We start from the raw sequence: 17113 nt of genomic DNA on the forward strand, positions 1-17113 counted from the left end.
TAAAAATATATAAAACTGACTCAGCCCCAGCTAATCTTAATACTCCATTCCCTCTCGCGTCATTGTGCCCTTTTCCATGGGATGTTTGCGGGCAGTTATTTCCGAGACATAATCAGCTAACTCGATCAGCTTTGATGGGGCATCCCTCCCTGTCAAAACGAGTTCCAGTTTTAGTGGCTTAATCTTAACAAGCTCGACTACTTCCTCCAGAGGCAGGAACCCGTAATTCACAGCGGCCATAATCTCGTCCATGATGATCAATCCCATTCCCCTCTCATGACGGCCTCAATAGTATAGTTCAGGCACTATCCAGCACAACGAAGGCTTTAATCTCCTCACCCTTATAGGACACTGGCAAAATCTTTGCTTTAATTCCAAAGTACTCTTCGACTCGTTTTTCAATAATGATCTCCTTAGTCCTTCCGAACAAATACGAATTTTGCCCCAAGAGCAGCGTAGTATCCGACAGACGCAAAGCATGTTCCGGGTAATGCGTATTCATGATGCAAGATAGGCCGCGTTCCCTGACCAGTCTCATAATAAGATTTATTATCATGAACTGATTCCTAAAATCCAGGTGTGATTCTGGTTCATCAAGAACCAGAACCTTAGGTTCACTCGCTAAGGCCCTAGCGATGAACACAAGCTGCAATTGCCCGCCGCTTAATTGCGTACACAACTTGTCCCGCATAGAACCGATGCCTACCTCATCGATTGCCTGGTCCGCGATTTTTTTATCTTTCCCGGATGGCACGGAAAAAAGGCCAATATGCCTAGCCCGACCCATGGTTACAAGCTCTCTGACCGTATAGGGAAACGAGAGTCCGTGCGCTTGTGGCACGTAACCAATTGGAATCTGCTTTTGCGCTTTCCCTGAAGATCCCATACTCTGGCCATTGATCAGCGTCTGACCTTGCCGCCATTTCAGAATCCCTGTCACGCACTTTAGGATCGTCGTTTTGCCGGTCCCGTTCTGGCCTAAGATGGTCATAATCTCTTTTTCGCGGAGCGTAAAGCAGATATCCTGTAACAGATCATTGCCTTTTGAATAACCAAAATATCCGTTTTTAACTTCAAGCATCATTGCCAATCGCCTTTCGATGTTTTAAATAGTATCGCAAAGAACGGCGCCCCCACAAGGGCTGTTAAGATACCGATCGGGATTTCTGCAGCTGTCGCCGTCCGCGCGATCATATCGACAATAATCATAAAAATTGCTCCGACAATACAAGCAGCAGGGAGCAAATTCTTATGGTCTTCTCCCACAATCATCCGGCAGATATGCGGTATAACCAAAGCCAATGATTCCTGTAACTGTCACACAGGCAGCCGTAATAAAGGTCGCCATAGTAATAATAACCAACCGGGTCCTCACGGGGTTTACCCCTAAGGAATAAGCCTCTTCATCCCCCAAGGAAAGGATATTAATCCGCCATCTAAGGAGTAGCAGCACAACGATTCCTAAGAGAATGGGAACTCCAACCAGCTTCAAATTACTGTAGGAGGAGTTGGCGAAACTCCCCATCAACCAGTAAGTAATAGCAGGCAGCTTATCGTAGGGATCTGCAACGTATTTGATCAACGAGATTAAGGCGCTGAACACCGCAGATATGATCATGCCGGACAACACAAGCGATAAGGTAGACGATTCTCCGCGCAACTTGGAAAGGGTGTAGGTCATAAACACACTCAAGATACCAAAAACCAGTGCCAAGATCGTGGCCAGCTGATTAACGCCCGAAAGCAATATCCCAAAGGCCGCTCCAAAGGCCGCCCCAGAACTGACACCCAGCACATCGGGACTTACCAAAGGATTTTTAAACACCCCTTGGAACGATGCCCCTGCAACAGCCAGCCCAGCTCCGACTAAAGCGTTCAACAACGTCCTCGGCAAGCGGAGATTCCAGACCACTGATACGGCTATACTATCTTGTACCTCGCCACGAAATCCCGCGATTAATATTTTCCCGACTTCACCCGGAGCAATGAAATATCTGCCTCCAAACAATGATACGAAAAATGTCCCCGCTAAGATTAGGAGCATGGCGAGCCACACAAACTTCAAGTTCTTTTGTTTACAAATCATGCTCTATTTTCCTTGCCCTTCAATTCTAGAAGAAAGAGTTTAACGTGTTTTTCTGGTTCAGTCACCCCCCGGAAGTTATATCTTCAGGTCAGGATTAAGCTTGCTACTCAAAATCTGATCTAGTTCTATATCAGTTAGTTTGTAATTGAAGTATTTCTGGTAAAAGCTTTTCAGGTCCGTCCTCATATCGTAATCCGTGAACACATCTGAGTGTATTACCTTACCTAGCCACTTGATCATCAAAGGGGTTTCCACACACGGTGCATCCCAGCGATAAATACCCATAGGGGCTTTATACACTCTTTTATTTTTTACAGCATCAATTTTACTCCAATCTTGTCCTGAAAACTTGTTCTTATATAAATCTTCGGGTAATATTTCAGAGAAATTGCTTAGGATAATGACCTCCGGATTCCAGGTTATTACTTGTTCCATGGTAACTTTCTTCCAGTTATCTCCTGTGACCTCATCGGCTACGTTCACTCCGCCCGCAGTGTTGATCATGATTTTGTTCACAGATTCGCCGGTGGCTACTTGCAGTTGGTCATCTCTCAGATACAGGATCTTAGCTTTATCTTTGCCCGCTAGTGAGCTCTCTTTAGACTTTAAATAGCTGATGGTCTCCTGTTGGTACTTGATAAGTTCAGCTGCCCTCTCTTGCTGGTTTAATATCTCACCGACCAGCTTGATGCCGTTTTGCACATCCTCAAGGGTGCCATATTTGATCGCCACAGAGGGGATACCGAGCTCTGCCAACTTAATGCCTACTTCCGGCTGATAATCCCAAATGACTACCAAATTTGGCTTTAGCTTGGCTACTTCTTCGTAATTGACGTTAAAATTATTGTCGACGAAGGTTGAATTGGCGTTGGCTATTTCAGGCGCCATAGCCTTCAAGATGTTTTTCTGGTAGGCTTTCATGGCAGACGGATGCATACCAGCTATTTTTTTACCCGATCCATCAACCGCATAGACAATAGTAGCCCAAGGTATGGGAATGACGGCAATCTTTTCCACATTGGCTTTGATTTCTACTTTATTCCCTATAAGATCTGTGACGATCTTAGTATCAGAAGTCTTCTCGGCTATCGGTTTCCCTCCATCTCCGCTGGATTGACAACCCGCGAGGCTTAACATTAAAACTATAACTAGCAAAAGTGATAAAACGTTCCTTGATTTTTTACTGTACTTCATCATAAAAATTCCCCCTTCATGATATTTTCAGAAAAAATTATATGCGGATAAAACTAGCTAAATAGTCATACCCTCTTCTTCCGATAAACTCGTACTGTGCACCAGCATACAGAGGTCCGCTCAAGCCTACATGTGGGATAGGTACAAACTGGGTGCTGCCTCCGCCTAGAAGTCTCTGATACAGAGGATCGCCAACAATGATATCCGGCTGTATTCTATCCATCCACTGGGCCAACGCTTCCTCTCCTTCAAACAAATGAACATCGGAAAGTGCCTTTTCTAGGTATACTGTCTTCATTCGTCTATCCATTTTCATCAAGCTGATTGGTTCAACATAGTCAAGCCCAAAGTCGTTACGCAGACAAGAAGCCAGGCATGAAGCAAAGAGTGGTTCTCCTATCACGACGGCCCTTTGTCCAGGCTTTGCTCTACTAGTTGGAACGTATCGTTGCTTGCTTGCGTAGCTCGGAGAAGTGTCTACTATCTCCGCTAGAACCTGAAACAGCCGCTGCATGCCCCACAAACCTACAGGAACATTCATCACATAAGGTATCGAGTATTCTTTTTGCATATCTTGGGCAAGCCCTACACCCTCATGGGACACGACAAGGTTCAAGGCGGCAGAGGACATTTTCTTAAAGGATTCCAAGTTTATTTTCCCTACTGGCGAACAACTTATTTCAAGACCGAACTGCGTCAGTTCGTCAATGAGTTCGATTAAATGTATTTCCTTACCAAGACTTAAGGGCGTATACCCGATGATATTCACTTGATTGTTCTTCTTTTCCCTCCTTTCCAGAAAACGTTTGCCTAAGGTTAACAGTGTAGAGTAAACGCCGGAGTAGTAGGTTTCAAATCCCTCCGTAGGGAGCGCCAAGGTAGTCATGTCTGTCCGCCTACTCAGCCTATCCGCTATTGCCCCGATATCGACCCCAATGTCATCAAGCTATCCTTACATAAAATGTAAGTTGTTCATTTCCCGTCAAAGTGAGCAATAAAATATATAATATAACTCGAAAAATACCATAAATCACTTGACTTTCGAAAATCGTCACCATAATCAATTTGAATACCATTTATTGGTATATCCGATGAGGAATGGTGATGTTTTTGTGAAAAAAACCTTTTTAGAAGGGCTACTGCTTACAGAACAGCTAATTAATGATATTGTATTTATGTGCGAATCGCGTATGAAATCAACCTATTTTACGCGTGCTGCCAATTGCAAGATGGACTTCAAAGACCTCATCATGTTTCAACTGAACTTTGTGAAAAAAACTCTTCAGATTGAACTCGATTCGTTCTTCGAAACCATTAAAGGAGCTGAATGCAGTATAACTAAGCAAGGATATTCCGAAGCGAGACAAAAAATATCACCCACCGCCTTTATAAAAATGGCGGACTCCATAATATCCTGGTACTACGGAGATGACGATTTTAAAACATTTAACGGTTACCGACTCTCCGCCATTGATGCATCAATCTTGGAACTTAACAATTCGGAACGGTTGAGAGATGCCTTCGGTTATGGTGAAGGCAAGACGGTAAAACTCGCACGTGCCAAAGCCTCAGGTATCTATGACATAGTGAATGGCATGATGATTACGTCAAAAATCACAAGATATACTACTGGCGAGCGAGAGATAGCCATTGAACTAATTGAAAAATTAAAAACGATGGGCTTGAAAAATGACCTTATTCTTTTTGATCGAGGATATCCCTCGAAAAAGTTTATCGCTTACTTAGATAGTAGCGAAATTAAGTATCTCATGCGTGTGAAAACTAATTCGATGAAAGAATTCAATGAAGCGATGGAACCTGATCAGATCGTTGAGATAAAGGTTGAAGGAAAAAGGATCAAGGTTCGTGTTCTTCGATTTATGTTGGATTCTGAAGTTGAGGAAGTCCTAGTCACTAATTTATTTGATGAAACCCTAGGGATTCAAGAGTTTAAAGCTCTATATTTTAAACGTTGGGGAATAGAAGTCAAATACCTCGAATTAAAGAGCCGACTTCAAATTGAAAACTTTACGGGCGACACCGTTATTTCCGTTGAGCAAGATTTCTATGCGTCCATGTATCTATCAAATATGGTGGCACTTGCTAAGAATGAAGCGGACGAGAAGATTTTAGAAAATAATGAAGACAAAAGCTTAAAATATGAATACAAGGTAAATACAAATATACTGATCGGTAAATTAAAGGATTCATTGGTGCTCATGTTGCTAGAAGATGATCCAGAAAAGCGCAATGCGATGTTTCACCGGATAATGCAAGAAATTACAAAAAATATGGTTCCTGTTCGTCCAGGCCGAAGTCATACAAGAAGAAAGGGGCTTAAAGCTCATAAGTACCCTATAAATCAAAAGAGCTGCTTGTAACTCACTTTTCGCGTATAATGCGCCTATTTTGATATGACACTGGATACCCCAAAGGCCATGAACACAAGGACTTGTAATATTTTGGGTAATAAGTCCCGGGTATGTTATTGTTATTTATCATAAAAGTGTTTGATTTAACTACCTATCACCTTTTGGGATTCATCAAAAATACCTCCTTTTAGCAAGAAAAAAGCTTTTTGTAAGTTATTGGTACCATAGCCTGATGACATTGATATCGACCCCCGTCAAAGCAGGAACTGGCGTACCCATAATTGCGATGAGTTCGGCCTGCCGGTTTTGGGTCCAGAGCCTTTCCGCATGAAACAGGAATTCTTCTTCTGCGCCCATGACGGCTTCCATCTCCCCCAACTTGGAACTGAAAAACAAAGTCTGGCGAAAATTTCTGATCTCATCACATTCAAGGATTGCACTACTACACCCGCCGGGCGTGTACAGAAGGTTTAGTGAAGGCAAAGCAAAAAGAACAGAACAAGCACCAGAATAATCACTAGCCAACGAAGGCAAGCGGGTTAAAAAACTGCTCATCGCATACCCTCCAAAATTTCCAGGATCCCCTCATATCCGAAACGATAGTCGGCACTCACTAATATTTCTTTGGCTTTTAGACAATAAAATGATGCTTTTTCTCCAATAACCATATCTATTCCTTCAAACCCACCTGTCTGCGTTTCAACAGTTATGTTGGAAACCAAATAGACCTCCGCCTTGCTTCCCACAGCGGAGAGCGCGTTAATATACGTCATATCTGACTTGGTCACTGTTTCAACAAATATTGCAGCAACAGAAAGGCCGATTGACACCAGCGCCTGAACAAGCTCGAAAGACCTTGCCCCAATTCCTACCGCAATTTGTTTTCCAGCCAACACTGTAGCTACTTCGGCAATAACTCGGTGGTACTCTTTAGCATCCTGGCTATAATCCCAAGTGACCTGCAACCCCTCCATCAACGTTGTATAGTTATGCTTAATCTCTTTCATGTTGTACTGGGCAGGCAAGTAGAGGAAGGGGATGTCCCATTTTTCCAGCATGCGCACCGCCAAATCATACCCAAAGCGGTCCAAGGCGATGTTCAACCTTCCGTTTGCCAAGTCCTCAAATTCTTCGCAGGAATCCAGCGCAGCAAATTCTCGTATTTTCTCAGTAGAGCAATAGTTCCTCAGTATCTGCCTCAGGCCAGAATCCTTGGGAAGTTTTTCTGCATCTCCTAACAGATTAATGTGGCTTTTCCTCTCTTGCAGGACACCCCTTTGCAGTAAATCGATAAAAATATCCCCTAGCCTCTCTTTAGGAAGTGTCCTTCTCCTGGAAAGTGGCCCTCGCTCAAAAACTTTCAGCGGTATACCATACCTGCTTTCTATTCGTTTTGTTATGCTTAGAAACTCAGTACCCGTCAGAATATCGGCACAAGTAATATAAACGATGATCGCTTTTGAGCGACGCGACATAACAAGGCCTTCTAGCGCCTCCTCCAATTTTTCCAGATGCTTCCCAGTAGCAAAATCGTTGCTAGATACCGGGAGCAAGAATAACTTTTCGCTCAAGCCCTTTTTTGCAGCCCTGAAATATAATACTCTGGAGCAGGATGAGGGACCTGCCGCCACGACATCAATGCCCGGCACACATAAGGCCAAATTAACCAGTTCCCCACACTCATCGTCCGCTATACCCCTATCAAAAAAACTATCGAGTGGCATTTTGTCTGCGATATCCGCAAGCCTAATCTTTTCTTCTCCGCTACTCGTTCTGATATATCCTGTACAAGACAATTCTCTTCCTCCTACTTCTGGTACCCGTCCTTCTATGCTTTTCGCAATTCCAGTTCTAACATATAGTGACTAAGTTCTTCCAATGCCTCGTCCTCAAGCGCTGTTACTGGCCTATAACCCTGATTCTCAGTGATAACACCTGCCAACTCCTTAAAGAAACTAGCTGCCTTTGAATCCGGGAACTTTTCTAGAACTGTATTGCCTTCAAGTTCCGAAAGGGCAATTTCCCGGCTGAAAGGGACATCAGCAACTACCCGCGTACCTGTTAAAATCGCAAACTGCTCAACTGCCTCCCTACTCGACTCGGGATTTCTACAGTTGTGAATTAACCCCCCCAGGGTCACTGGCCTTGTCTCCTGGCTTCTACTGATCGCCTTCATAATATTGTTGGCAGCATATACCGACATAAATTCCGATGATGTTACAATATAAATTGTATCGGCATACCCTTTACGCATCGGAACGGAAAAGCCACCGCACACTACATCCCCCAGCACATCATAAATAACAGTTTCCCAAGCTTCATCCCATATTTCTAGATACTGCAACTCCTCCATCATGGTGATAATCCCCCTGCCAGCACACCCAATACCAGCTTCCGGGCCTCCGGCTTCAATGCAGTTAACACCTCCAAAACCAGGAAATACAATATCCTGCCGGGAAATACTAAGCTGCTTGGCCTGCAATTGTTGCAAGACCGTGGGAATTTTACGCCCTACGAGACACCTTGTGGAATCTGCCTTAGGATCGCACCCAATATGTAAGATCTTACGACCTTGCATTGCCAACGCTACAGAAATATTAGCCGCTACTGTCGATTTTCCGATTCCTCCCTTTCCATAAAACGCCAATTTCAAGCACTCTCGCTCTTTTTGTATATTCAAACTAAGTGTCATTCCTTTCGCTGTACTCAAGGCACAAAAATTTAATGAAAGTGCCCCTTCCTCACACTTCTACAAAGCTGTAATAGCTAGCCAAAATAAAAAGACAACTCCTCATCACTAATCATAAAGACAGTAATGAATCAGTTGTCTCGGACGACGCGTTCTTCTCCGCTTTCAAGTCGCATTCGCATTTTTGAAAACAGATCCCGCTAGCAGAAGACTTTTACCCAAAAGGTCAGTTTCCCTCGGGAAACCAAATATCACCCATAAAAACAGATAAGACCCTCCAAAATCTGAAGGGTCGGATTAACACAGGTCCCTCCACCCATCCATCGTGAGTAAAGCATATGAGCAATCAGGTCTCCTGGCTCAGGTTCTTCGTTTAGTGCCTCCTTCCCAAGTTTCCTCAGTAGATGTGGCACAAACTCCCCTTTACAGTGGCGGGACCGCGCTGGATTTACACCGGCTTCCCTGTTATGATTTCTCGGCTAAGAAAAATCGCTTGCTCATCTATTAAATTTGCAAATTAAATGTATCACAAAGGCAATACACAGTCAAGTGCCGACCAACAACGGCCGATTTACAGACAACGAAAACTCCTTCCCACGAGAAATCTACAGACGTTACAGGCATAGACATATCCTGCAAAATGTTTCATTTTTATATAATACGACATTCGTGACTTGTAAAGGCAAAATTATCTTTAGGCAGTTCTGATTCTTTACAATTTTTTCCCTTTAATTACATACCAATCTTTATTGCCATGCTTGTCTTTTATTCCCTTAAGCATTATTCCTTGCACCTCACTAAAACCAGCCTTTTCAAGAGCTGTATGAACATTTCTTTGTTGTGAAAACGTTCCCTGGGCACTTGGAATTAGCACAACACTAATAGGCCTGCCTGAAAAAGCACGCATTAGTTCTTCTATATAACTTTAGAGCTTTATTGAATAGCCGGAACGGTCGGTACCCATCCGAGCTCCCGAAGTTTTTTTAAGTGGAACGCCATCTTCTTTTCAGTATTTCTCTGGTTGTAGTAATTTCCGCCTAAATCATTATATGCTTTCCCATTCTTTAACATATGCCAAATGGCTATAATCATCGAGTGTGCCACAGCTACTTTTGCCTTATTATGTCCTCGTCGGACTACCAAACGGTCATATTGTGCTTTGAAAAACGAATCTTTTTTTTCACTGCCGATTGAGCACATTGGGTCATGGTTGTTTTAAGCGTTTTATTACCCTTTGTTGTTTTTCCGCTCTTCCTTTTACCAGCACTCTCGTTATTGCCAGGACTTAATCCAGTCCATGATGCTAAATGTGAGGGAGTGGGAAATCGATCCATGTCAACGCCTATTTCTGCAATAATTGTTTCAGCACTCTGTCGACCAATTCCTGGCATATCATCTAAGGCATTTATTGCATCCTCGTACTTTTTCATTTCACCATTAATCATATTATCCAAATCTTTAATACGCTGTGTCATATCGTCAATATGATCAATAATTGCTTTCACTAGCGTTTTTTGCACTCTTGTCATAACCCCATCCATCGCTTTGAGCAACTCCACTTTTTTTCCTTAGCAGAAGTATAGAGCATATCGTCAATATTTTCAGGAGTAATATTGTCATGGATTGCACCGTTTAATAATTTGCGAGCGCTCGCACCAGTGACATCCTTTAGAACAGACGTTAATTTAATATTGGCTCCTTCTAATACTTTTTGGAGACGATTCTTTTCCCGTGCTCGTTCTTCTACTAAGCTTTTTCTGTAACGTGACACCTCCCTAAGTTCTCGTTGTTCCTTATTAGGAATAAAACTTGCTTTGAGCAATCCATGCTTCAATAAATCCGAGATCCATTCAGCATCTTTCGCGTCTGTTTTTCTTCCAGGTAAGACTTTCATGTGTTGAGCATTGACTACCATAACTTCAATTCCTAATGCTTCAAGCACATTATAAACTGGTTTCCAGTAACTACCTGTGCTCTCCATGGCTACCATTTCGCATTTTGCTTCTTCCAGCCATTTAGCCATTTCTCTTAAATCTCCAGTTGACGAGCCAAACTGACGTAGTTCCCGTTTTGTTCCCGTTCTTAAACAGGCCACTATGATCTTCTTGTGCACGTATACACCACAACAAATGCTGTAAACAACTTGCATTTCCATTACCTCCTGCAAATTTAGTACGGCATCGCCCCTGCCTATCAGCTATTTTGCTGTGCGTCTTTCTCGGTAGTTATACCATTAGACAATACGTGGTTCTGCACAGGGGCTAAATCAATTTGGTACTCGGTCTCATGATACCACAAAACATCGATCTGTCTGCCATATACAAGTATGCCCTAATATACCAAATTTTCGTTCATCGTGGCGAGCATTGCTCGTGGATATTTGGTACCACCTTTTAGTGGCAGCATATCTTCAATTTCTTGGCTATAGTGGTTATTACCAACTGTCCCTTCCCCTATCGAACAAAAGCACAATAGCACACCACCTTGTTTAAGTACCCTCAACCATTCCTTTAAAGCAACATCCGGCTGAAGCAGCGTCCACATCACACTGCGGTTCAAAATGACATCCTTACTGTTATCTAGGAATGGCAATTGTTCGACAGCGCAATGTGCGGACAATTTAGATGCAGTCAGTTTTAGGAGTGTGATTCGCTTATATCTTTCGAGGAACAAATCGGGAACGGTTTGATTATATTTGCAGAACGTGATTTAACCGAATTTGAAATTGTCCTTACAACTTTGGCTTTCGCGCTACGATTTTAAACTTTTTGCCTTGATATCCATATTTCCAGTACTCCATTTTCTTGAAGCTGTTGCGATAGGAATCATCCTCGATCGTAACGATCTCATACCCAAGTTGTTCGAGAATGTCGCGATCCATTGCAGGACGTTCCACTGTCACTGACGGAAGCTCTGTAAAAATGTCCTTATCATGATGCTCCGCTTTTTTTGGAATTCGCCATTCGGTAAAAAATATAACTATATTAGACATTGCCTTCCAAACAGAAATTTTATAAGAATGCACATCTCTTCTATAGTTTCCATCATAAACAACCACTAGGCCACCGGGTTTGAGCACTTCCATCCAGCGTTCATAGGCCTTGCGTGGATCATACACTGTCCAGACGACATCGCGGGAGACAATCGCATCGAGAGAGTTCTGCTTTTCTTTGTTCAGAGCAACTGCATCGCCACAGTACAGGTTGACATCGATTCCCTCTGCTGCAAAATTGCGTCCGGCGCATTTCACCATTCCTTCTGCGCCATCGATGGATATTACACGATGACCTAAGCGTGAAAGCATAATGGTAAAAAAACCCGGTCCACAACCTACGTCCAGTACGTTTAAGCTCGACTTGTCGCCCAACACTGCTTTAAGCTCGGTTTGCCAATGTCTCACGTCTTTGACGTTGGCCAGCTGACGTTTTACAAGATCGTCGTAGCCCATTGCATCCTCCGTCCAGAGCTGTTCTATTTGCTCATACACATTGCTTTCCTCCTTATAATTCTATAGCCTCTCGGCATTCGCCGAGGCAGTTGGGGCAAGGGTTTACCCGCACCAACCTTATAGCATTCCTCCTACATTAGTGGGAGGAATTTTGCTTTTTCATCGCCTTCAACTGGAAATTCTCGAGTGATAAAAGATTTCTAAATGACCCGAAAATGCCCAAAAAGCACTTGACTTTTCAAAAACATCCCCATAATCGCGTGACGAGGGTTTTATTACCTTTGATTACGAAATTTGGGGTGATCTGTTTGAAACCTATGCTGTTTTCTCATGAATCTTATCAAGATTCTGTTCTGCTGCGTCTCCGCAAGCATTATTCCGGCGGCGTCTTCGTCATTGCCAACAAAGACTGGCCTCTTGTCGCAAAATTCTGGATGACCGATTTATCCTACATTACCACTCTGCTTCAGGATGGCTATTCTGCCAAAGGACCTAAACCTCGTGATCCAGCTTCCATGCTTCGTTCCTATCTTCTCTTTCTCATGACGAAACCTGAAATCGGCCTTACCGAGTGGATTAATGAAATGCAGCGTATTCCCTACTACGCCATCCTGAGCGGTTTCGAACCGGGCGATTTTCCTGGTGTTGGTACCTTCTACGACTTCTTCAAACGCCTTTGGGCTGCCGATGGTAACCATCTCAAACCTAAAAAACTGACGAAGCGTAAACGGAAACCCAAGAAGGGCAAAAAGGGTGAAAAAGCTCCGACGACCACACCTGGTAAGCTCAAACGTCTCGTCGAGTGGATGATCCGTCACTCCGACAAGAAAACGGATTTGCCCAGCGATCGTTTATTCCACTTTTTTCAGTCTCAAATCCTGCCGTTTCTGCAAATCTGGGTCTGCTTGGTGACATGAAGTCGCTCACGGTTGCCGGTGACGGTACTCCCGTCGCCACTTCTACTTATACTCGCAGTCAATCGACGTGTGATTGTCGTGCCCAAGGCCTTGCTCATTGCAACCATCCTCGTATCTATTCCCAACCCGACTGCAACGCAGGATGGGACAGCGCTCGAGAGAAGTACTTCAACGGTTATCATCTCTACATGATTTCCGCTTCCGATAGTTATCACGATTTGCCACTGTATCCTAGACTACAACCTGCTTCCCGGCATGATGCTGTTAGTTTAGTGGTCAGTTCGGTTGAATTTAAGCAACGTTTTACCTTGGGCACGGTCGACAAAATGTTGTTAGATGCTGCTCATGATGCCGAAGCGATTTATCTTCTTCTCGATCACCAAAACGCTGAGCCTTTTATTGATCTGAACAACCGTGGTAAGAAAAACACTAAGACCAGTAGCGATATCCTGATTTCACCTAGGGGGATTCCTATTTGCCCTGCAGGCTTAGAAATGAAACCGAATGGCCGTGACAACTTCCAAAATCGTCAAAAATGGCGCTGTGCATGGTCCCGCCGTGGCAAAAATCCTTGTACTACCCCTTGTTCTTCGGCAAAATACGGTCGGACTTACCACACTCACTCGAAGGATAACTTACGTCTGTTCCCTAAGACTCTGCGTGGTTCAGACCAATGGAACTTGATTTACAAACGCCGCTCATCCATTGAGCGCTCGAACAAGCGTGAAAAGATCGACTACAAGTTGGAAGCTGGACGACATCGTTCTACTAAAATGTGGTACATCCGCCTCTACGGTATTATGATGTGTCAGCACATGGATGCTTGGTTTTCTCATCAGAAGGACAGTTTTGCTAACCTTAAAACATTGATTCTTCCTAAGACAGCTTGACAATCCTTTGATTTAATAAAAGAAACTGTGACGTTTGTTTGCCATTCCATTTTTAATTAACTGGGCTGTCTTCTACATATCTAAGTTGCGTTTTGTTAATTCCCAGTTATTTTTTGGGAATCACCCCATTTTAGTGCTCGTAATTCCGAGACACTATGATATAATTTAATCGAGCTCTTACCCGAAATTGAACTGGTTATCAATGTATCCCAAGTATTCTGTGGCAGGCCACCCAATGCCCTTCTTCCACTTGTATAAGCTTCGGTTCTTCAGCCCGGCAGCGTTCCTTGCTATGCATACAGCGCTCAAAAAACCGGCATCCCCAGCTGTATGCCGTCTGCAGCGACGCTTCTCCGTTGAGACTGTTTCTCTGGCTTTTCCGCTTGCTCGGGTCTGTTACTGGAATAGAATCGAACAAGGCATTCGCATAAGGATGGCAAATCCGTTGTTCGAAATGGTCAGTGGTTTGAATCCATTCCACCACTTTGCCAAGATACATAATCGCAATCTGACTGCACACATACTTGACCGTGGAAAGATCATGGGAGATAAACAAATATGTCAATCCAAAGCTTTCCATCAACTCATTGAGCAGATCTAAAATTTGTCTTCGAATTGAAAAATCCAGGCTGGAAACTGGTTCATCACACACCACAAAGCTTGGGTGCAGCACCAAGGCCCGTGCGATGTTGGCGCGCTGCCGTTGGCCTCCGCTCAGTTCATCGGGATAGCGATGAATGTATGAACCATCCAAGCCCACCTTCGTCAGAATCTCATCAGCTTGCTGCAAATACTGTTTAGCGGGTAGCTTTTGATAATTTCGGATGGTCTCGCAGATTGTCGCACCGATAGTGTAATGAGGGTTGAAAATCGACGAGCTGTTTTGAAAAATCATTTGAATATTCCGCCGAATCGGCTGCATTTGATTAAATCTTAAATTGGATATCTCCTGACCATCAAAGCAGATGCTTCCGTTGGTCGGTGTTTCCAAGCCCGTTACCAGCTTACCCAGTGTGCTTTTGCCACAACCGCTTTCTCCAATCAACCCTAGTGATTGTCCCTTTTCAAGGCTCAAATCCACACCATCCACGGCGTAGAGCGGTGTTTTTTTGCCCCAAAATGCTTTCGAGGTATAAAAGCATTTGGTTAATCCGGTAGTTTTTAATAAAATCGTCATGGTACACCTTCACAGTCTACAAAATTGCATTCAAAAGCTGTTTGGTATAATCGTGCTGCGCGCAATGGAACACATCCAACACAGTGCCCGCCTCTACAAGCATACCGTCTTTCATGATATAGATGTCGTCTGCAATTTCAGCTACTACACCCAGATCGTGTGTTATGAATAAAACGCCTGTCTGAGCCTCTCTGCTCATGGTGCAAATCTGGTCTAAAATCTGCGCCTGGATGGTCACATCGAGTGCCGTTGTCGGTTCATCCGCGATTAACAACGGGGGTTGCATTGCCATGGCAATCGCAATCATGACCCTTTGGCACATGCCACCACTCAATTGAAAAGGATATTTATTCATTATCCCCTCGGGATCGGGCAAGTGCATACGTCTAAGCAGTTCCACAGACTGTGCCCTTGCTTCACGTCTGGTTATGTTGCGGTGCGCGCGTATTGTTTCTGAGACAAGATCACCGATTGAGAAAAGGGGATCCAACGAGTTTACGGGATCTTGAAAAACAACGCCCACCTGAACACCGCAATAGCTGTGCCGTTGTTTTGCGGATAGCCCACGGACGTCCTGTCCACTTACCAATATCTCACCATCGATAATGCTTCCCTTGCAATCCAGCAAGCCCATAATGGACATTGCCGTAACGGATTTACCGCAACCGCTTTCTCCAACTAGCGCTGTAATTCTGCCACGGCGCACCTCAAAACTAATTCCATTCACCGCATGAATGACATTCCTAGGTAGCCTAAATTCCACCTTAAGGTTCTTTACGCTTAGGACGACATCTTGTTGCATACTATTTAAAAACATTTTCTCAGCTTCATCGCTCCATCGCATCCTTCAGTCCCTCTCCCAATAGATTGAACGCCATAACCGTCACCATAATTGCCGCACCCGGATAAATCATCAGTTGTGGCTGCGTTTGAATGTATTGCCTGCTGTCGCTGAGCATGACGCCCCACTCCGGTGCCGGTGGCTGTGCCCCAAGACCAATGAACGAGAATCCCGCTATGGCAAGAATAATCGTACCAACCTCCAGCGTTGCCAATACGATAATCGGCGATAGTACGTTTCTTAAAATATGATGAAACACAATGCGCCGCTTTGAGCATCCTGCCGCTTGCGCTGCCAACACAAAATCCTGTTCCTTAATTTGCAGAACCATGCCGCGAATTAGTCTTGCATACCCGCTCCACCAGACACACGCCATGGCAATAATGAGGTTTTTGACGCTCGCACCGAGTATTCCCGTTACCGCCAATGCGAGAATCGAACTGGGAAAGGCCATACAAATGTCGATAAACCGCATAATGGCCGTATCAATTATACCCCCTGCGTATCCAGCCAATAATCCCAGGGGAATGCTGATGAGTAGCATCAGGCCCAGCACAATCGCAGCATACAGCAACGATGATCGCGTTCCCCAAATAATCCTTGATGCGATGCAGCGGCCAAGATTGTCCGTTCCCAGCCAGTTGGTCTTGCTCGGCGGTTGCAACTTGTTTTCCATGTGTATCTCAACTGGATCGGTCGGAGCAATGAAGGGGGGGAGAAGAGCAATCGCACAGATCATTGCCACCAGACAGAGTCCCACAATCGCCCTTTTGTCCTGCAACAGCTTTTTTAAAAAACGATGCGGCATTCTTTGCATAGAGCAACAGAATTCCTTCTTCATGACCTCACTCTCCTTTCGACTATAGTCAATTCAATTTAATATGCGGATCAATATACACATAAAGAATGTCGACTAGCAAATTGATGCCCACTATTACAACCGCCATCATCAGAACATATCCCTGAATCGCTGGTAAATCCTTATATCCAATGGAATCGAGCGCATATTTGCCTAATCCCTGCCATGAAAATATGGATTCCACAATGGATGATCCTCCCAGCAGCCCCCCAAATGCCATACCCATCTGTGTGATGATGGGCAGTATGGCATTTTTCAGCGCATGCTTGCCGATGACGCAACGCTCAAGCAAGCCTTTCGCCCGAAGTGCTTTGATATATTCCTTTCCCAGAACATCGAGCATATTGGTTCGAAGCAGGCGGATATACGGTCCTACATGGCCCAAGGCCAGCGTAGCTGCCGGCAGTATGATTGTATCCGAAGAACTGTTGCCCACTACCGGTATCCATTTGAGACGAGCGCCGAATACATACAGAAGCAGCAGCCCCAGCCAAAAAGATGGCATCGATACGGTTAAAAACGAAAAGTTCCTTCCCAGTCGATCCAACCAGGATTCGGGATACATCGCAGACAAGATGCCAAGCGGCAACGCGATTAGCAATAGCAGTGACATTGCACAAAGGGCAAGTTTCAGCGTAGC

20 protein-coding genes, 1 pseudogene and 1 riboswitch are annotated in these 17113 nt (G+C 44.3%); of the genes and pseudogenes, 3 read left to right on the forward strand and 18 right to left on the reverse strand.

What is annotated here, in order from left to right:
* Positions 1-36 precede the first annotated feature (36 nt).
* From ACYQ3Q_RS23285 to ACYQ3Q_RS23305, 5 genes and pseudogenes are all read right to left on the reverse strand, one after another.
* A complete protein-coding gene (locus tag ACYQ3Q_RS23285) occupies positions 37-252 on the reverse strand; it encodes a cob(I)yrinic acid a,c-diamide adenosyltransferase (RefSeq protein ID WP_459930838.1) in 216 nt (71 codons plus the stop codon).
* A gap of 46 nt (positions 253-298) precedes the next feature.
* Positions 299-1084 carry an ABC transporter ATP-binding protein gene (locus ACYQ3Q_RS23290; RefSeq protein WP_459930839.1) on the reverse strand — a complete coding sequence of 262 codons (786 nt, stop codon included), beginning with the start codon at positions 1082-1084 and terminating at the stop codon, positions 299-301.
* A pseudogene (locus ACYQ3Q_RS23295) lies at positions 1081-2086 on the reverse strand (FecCD family ABC transporter permease). The gene ACYQ3Q_RS23290 and the pseudogene ACYQ3Q_RS23295 overlap by 4 nt, the downstream one beginning before the upstream one ends.
* 75 nt (positions 2087-2161) lie before the next feature.
* Complete coding sequence (locus ACYQ3Q_RS23300) at positions 2162-3283, reverse strand: ABC transporter substrate-binding protein (RefSeq protein WP_459930840.1); 1122 nt, start codon at positions 3281-3283, stop codon at positions 2162-2164.
* Positions 3284-3317: 34 nt separating this feature from the next.
* Positions 3318-4217 (reverse strand): nitrogenase component 1, encoded by a 900-nt coding sequence (locus ACYQ3Q_RS23305; protein ID WP_459930858.1) that lies wholly within the window; start codon positions 4215-4217, stop codon positions 3318-3320.
* Positions 4218-4392: 175 nt separating this feature from the next.
* Between ACYQ3Q_RS23305 and ACYQ3Q_RS23310 the strand changes: the two genes are divergently transcribed.
* The gene (locus ACYQ3Q_RS23310) at positions 4393-5661 is read left to right on the forward strand and encodes an IS4 family transposase (RefSeq protein WP_459930841.1); all 1269 of its coding nucleotides are present in this window, start codon (positions 4393-4395) and stop codon (positions 5659-5661) included.
* Positions 5662-5865: 204 nt separating this feature from the next.
* Here the strand turns inward: ACYQ3Q_RS23310 and ACYQ3Q_RS23315 are convergent, their stop codons facing one another.
* The 9 genes from ACYQ3Q_RS23315 to ACYQ3Q_RS23355 all read right to left on the reverse strand — a co-directional run bounded on the left by ACYQ3Q_RS23315 (position 5866) and on the right by ACYQ3Q_RS23355 (position 11828).
* A complete protein-coding gene (locus ACYQ3Q_RS23315) occupies positions 5866-6207 on the reverse strand; it encodes a hypothetical protein (RefSeq protein WP_459930842.1) in 342 nt (113 codons plus the stop codon).
* Positions 6204-7448, reverse strand: coding sequence for a nitrogenase component 1 (locus ACYQ3Q_RS23320; RefSeq protein ID WP_459930843.1), 1245 nt, complete (start codon positions 7446-7448; stop codon positions 6204-6206). The genes ACYQ3Q_RS23315 and ACYQ3Q_RS23320 overlap by 4 nt, the downstream gene beginning before the upstream one ends.
* 32 nt (positions 7449-7480) lie before the next feature.
* Positions 7481-8362 (reverse strand): nitrogenase iron protein NifH, encoded by an 882-nt coding sequence (locus tag ACYQ3Q_RS23325; protein ID WP_459930844.1) that lies wholly within the window; start codon positions 8360-8362, stop codon positions 7481-7483.
* A gap of 307 nt (positions 8363-8669) precedes the next feature.
* Positions 8670-8853, reverse strand: a riboswitch (cobalamin riboswitch).
* 200 nt (positions 8854-9053) lie between these two features.
* On the reverse strand, positions 9054-9248 hold the full coding sequence (locus ACYQ3Q_RS23330; protein WP_459930845.1) for a hypothetical protein: 195 nt from the start codon (positions 9246-9248) through the stop codon (positions 9054-9056).
* Positions 9249-9274: 26 nt separating this feature from the next.
* Positions 9275-9484: a hypothetical protein gene (locus ACYQ3Q_RS23335; RefSeq protein ID WP_459930846.1), complete on the reverse strand. Its 210-nt coding sequence runs from the start codon at positions 9482-9484 to the stop codon at positions 9275-9277.
* Positions 9478-9882 (reverse strand): transposase, encoded by a 405-nt coding sequence (locus ACYQ3Q_RS23340; RefSeq protein ID WP_459930847.1) that lies wholly within the window; start codon positions 9880-9882, stop codon positions 9478-9480. Before ACYQ3Q_RS23340 ends, ACYQ3Q_RS23335 begins: the two co-directional genes overlap by 7 nt.
* Positions 9867-10490: an IS110 family RNA-guided transposase gene (locus tag ACYQ3Q_RS23345; RefSeq protein WP_459930848.1), complete on the reverse strand. Its 624-nt coding sequence runs from the start codon at positions 10488-10490 to the stop codon at positions 9867-9869. The genes ACYQ3Q_RS23340 and ACYQ3Q_RS23345 overlap by 16 nt, the downstream gene beginning before the upstream one ends.
* A gap of 182 nt (positions 10491-10672) precedes the next feature.
* Positions 10673-10960, reverse strand: coding sequence for a methyltransferase domain-containing protein (locus ACYQ3Q_RS23350; protein WP_459930849.1), 288 nt, complete (start codon positions 10958-10960; stop codon positions 10673-10675).
* Between the two features lie 112 nt (positions 10961-11072).
* A complete protein-coding gene (locus tag ACYQ3Q_RS23355) occupies positions 11073-11828 on the reverse strand; it encodes a class I SAM-dependent methyltransferase (RefSeq protein ID WP_459930850.1) in 756 nt (251 codons plus the stop codon).
* A 269-nt stretch (positions 11829-12097) separates the two neighbouring features.
* Here ACYQ3Q_RS23355 and ACYQ3Q_RS23360 point away from each other — a divergent pair, with 269 nt between their 5' ends.
* On the forward strand, positions 12098-12706 hold the full coding sequence (locus ACYQ3Q_RS23360) for a hypothetical protein (protein WP_459930851.1): 609 nt from the start codon (positions 12098-12100) through the stop codon (positions 12704-12706).
* Positions 12703-13596: a transposase gene (locus ACYQ3Q_RS23365; protein WP_459930852.1), complete on the forward strand. Its 894-nt coding sequence runs from the start codon at positions 12703-12705 to the stop codon at positions 13594-13596. Before ACYQ3Q_RS23360 ends, ACYQ3Q_RS23365 begins: the two co-directional genes overlap by 4 nt.
* Before the next feature lie 199 nt (positions 13597-13795).
* Here the strand turns inward: ACYQ3Q_RS23365 and ACYQ3Q_RS23370 are convergent, their stop codons facing one another.
* From ACYQ3Q_RS23370 to ACYQ3Q_RS23385, 4 genes are all read right to left on the reverse strand, one after another.
* The gene (locus ACYQ3Q_RS23370; protein ID WP_459930853.1) at positions 13796-14773 is read right to left on the reverse strand and encodes an oligopeptide/dipeptide ABC transporter ATP-binding protein; all 978 of its coding nucleotides are present in this window, start codon (positions 14771-14773) and stop codon (positions 13796-13798) included.
* Positions 14774-14789: 16 nt separating this feature from the next.
* Positions 14790-15617, reverse strand: a complete 828-nt coding sequence (locus ACYQ3Q_RS23375; protein WP_459930854.1) for an ABC transporter ATP-binding protein — start codon at positions 15615-15617, stop codon at positions 14790-14792.
* The gene (gene nikC, locus ACYQ3Q_RS23380; RefSeq protein ID WP_459930855.1) at positions 15601-16455 is read right to left on the reverse strand and encodes a nickel ABC transporter permease subunit NikC; all 855 of its coding nucleotides are present in this window, start codon (positions 16453-16455) and stop codon (positions 15601-15603) included. The genes ACYQ3Q_RS23375 and nikC overlap by 17 nt, the downstream gene beginning before the upstream one ends.
* Before the next feature lie 25 nt (positions 16456-16480).
* The coding region (locus ACYQ3Q_RS23385; RefSeq protein ID WP_459930856.1) for an ABC transporter permease at positions 16481-17113 on the reverse strand (633 nt) is incomplete at its 5' end.

Source organism: Desulfosporosinus burensis (assembly GCF_054657535.1).

Coding starts and splice junctions, on each gene's coding strand:
- ACYQ3Q_RS23285 (WP_459930838.1), bottom strand. CDS start 252: ATGGACGAGATTATGGCCGCTGTGAATTACGGGTTCCTGCCTCTGGAG.
- ACYQ3Q_RS23290 (WP_459930839.1), bottom strand. CDS start 1,084: ATGATGCTTGAAGTTAAAAACGGATATTTTGGTTATTCAAAAGGCAAT.
- ACYQ3Q_RS23300 (WP_459930840.1), bottom strand. CDS start 3,283: ATGATGAAGTACAGTAAAAAATCAAGGAACGTTTTATCACTTTTGCTA.
- ACYQ3Q_RS23315 (WP_459930842.1), bottom strand. CDS start 6,207: ATGAGCAGTTTTTTAACCCGCTTGCCTTCGTTGGCTAGTGATTATTCT.
- ACYQ3Q_RS23330 (WP_459930845.1), bottom strand. CDS start 9,248: ATGCGTGCTTTTTCAGGCAGGCCTATTAGTGTTGTGCTAATTCCAAGT.
- ACYQ3Q_RS23340 (WP_459930847.1), bottom strand. CDS start 9,882: ATGGATGGGGTTATGACAAGAGTGCAAAAAACGCTAGTGAAAGCAATT.
- ACYQ3Q_RS23345 (WP_459930848.1), bottom strand. CDS start 10,490: ATGCAAGTTGTTTACAGCATTTGTTGTGGTGTATACGTGCACAAGAAG.
- ACYQ3Q_RS23365 (WP_459930852.1), top strand. CDS start 12,703: ATGAAGTCGCTCACGGTTGCCGGTGACGGTACTCCCGTCGCCACTTCT.
- ACYQ3Q_RS23370 (WP_459930853.1), bottom strand. CDS start 14,773: ATGACGATTTTATTAAAAACTACCGGATTAACCAAATGCTTTTATACC.
- ACYQ3Q_RS23375 (WP_459930854.1), bottom strand. CDS start 15,617: ATGCGATGGAGCGATGAAGCTGAGAAAATGTTTTTAAATAGTATGCAA.
- nikC (WP_459930855.1), bottom strand. CDS start 16,455: ATGAAGAAGGAATTCTGTTGCTCTATGCAAAGAATGCCGCATCGTTTT.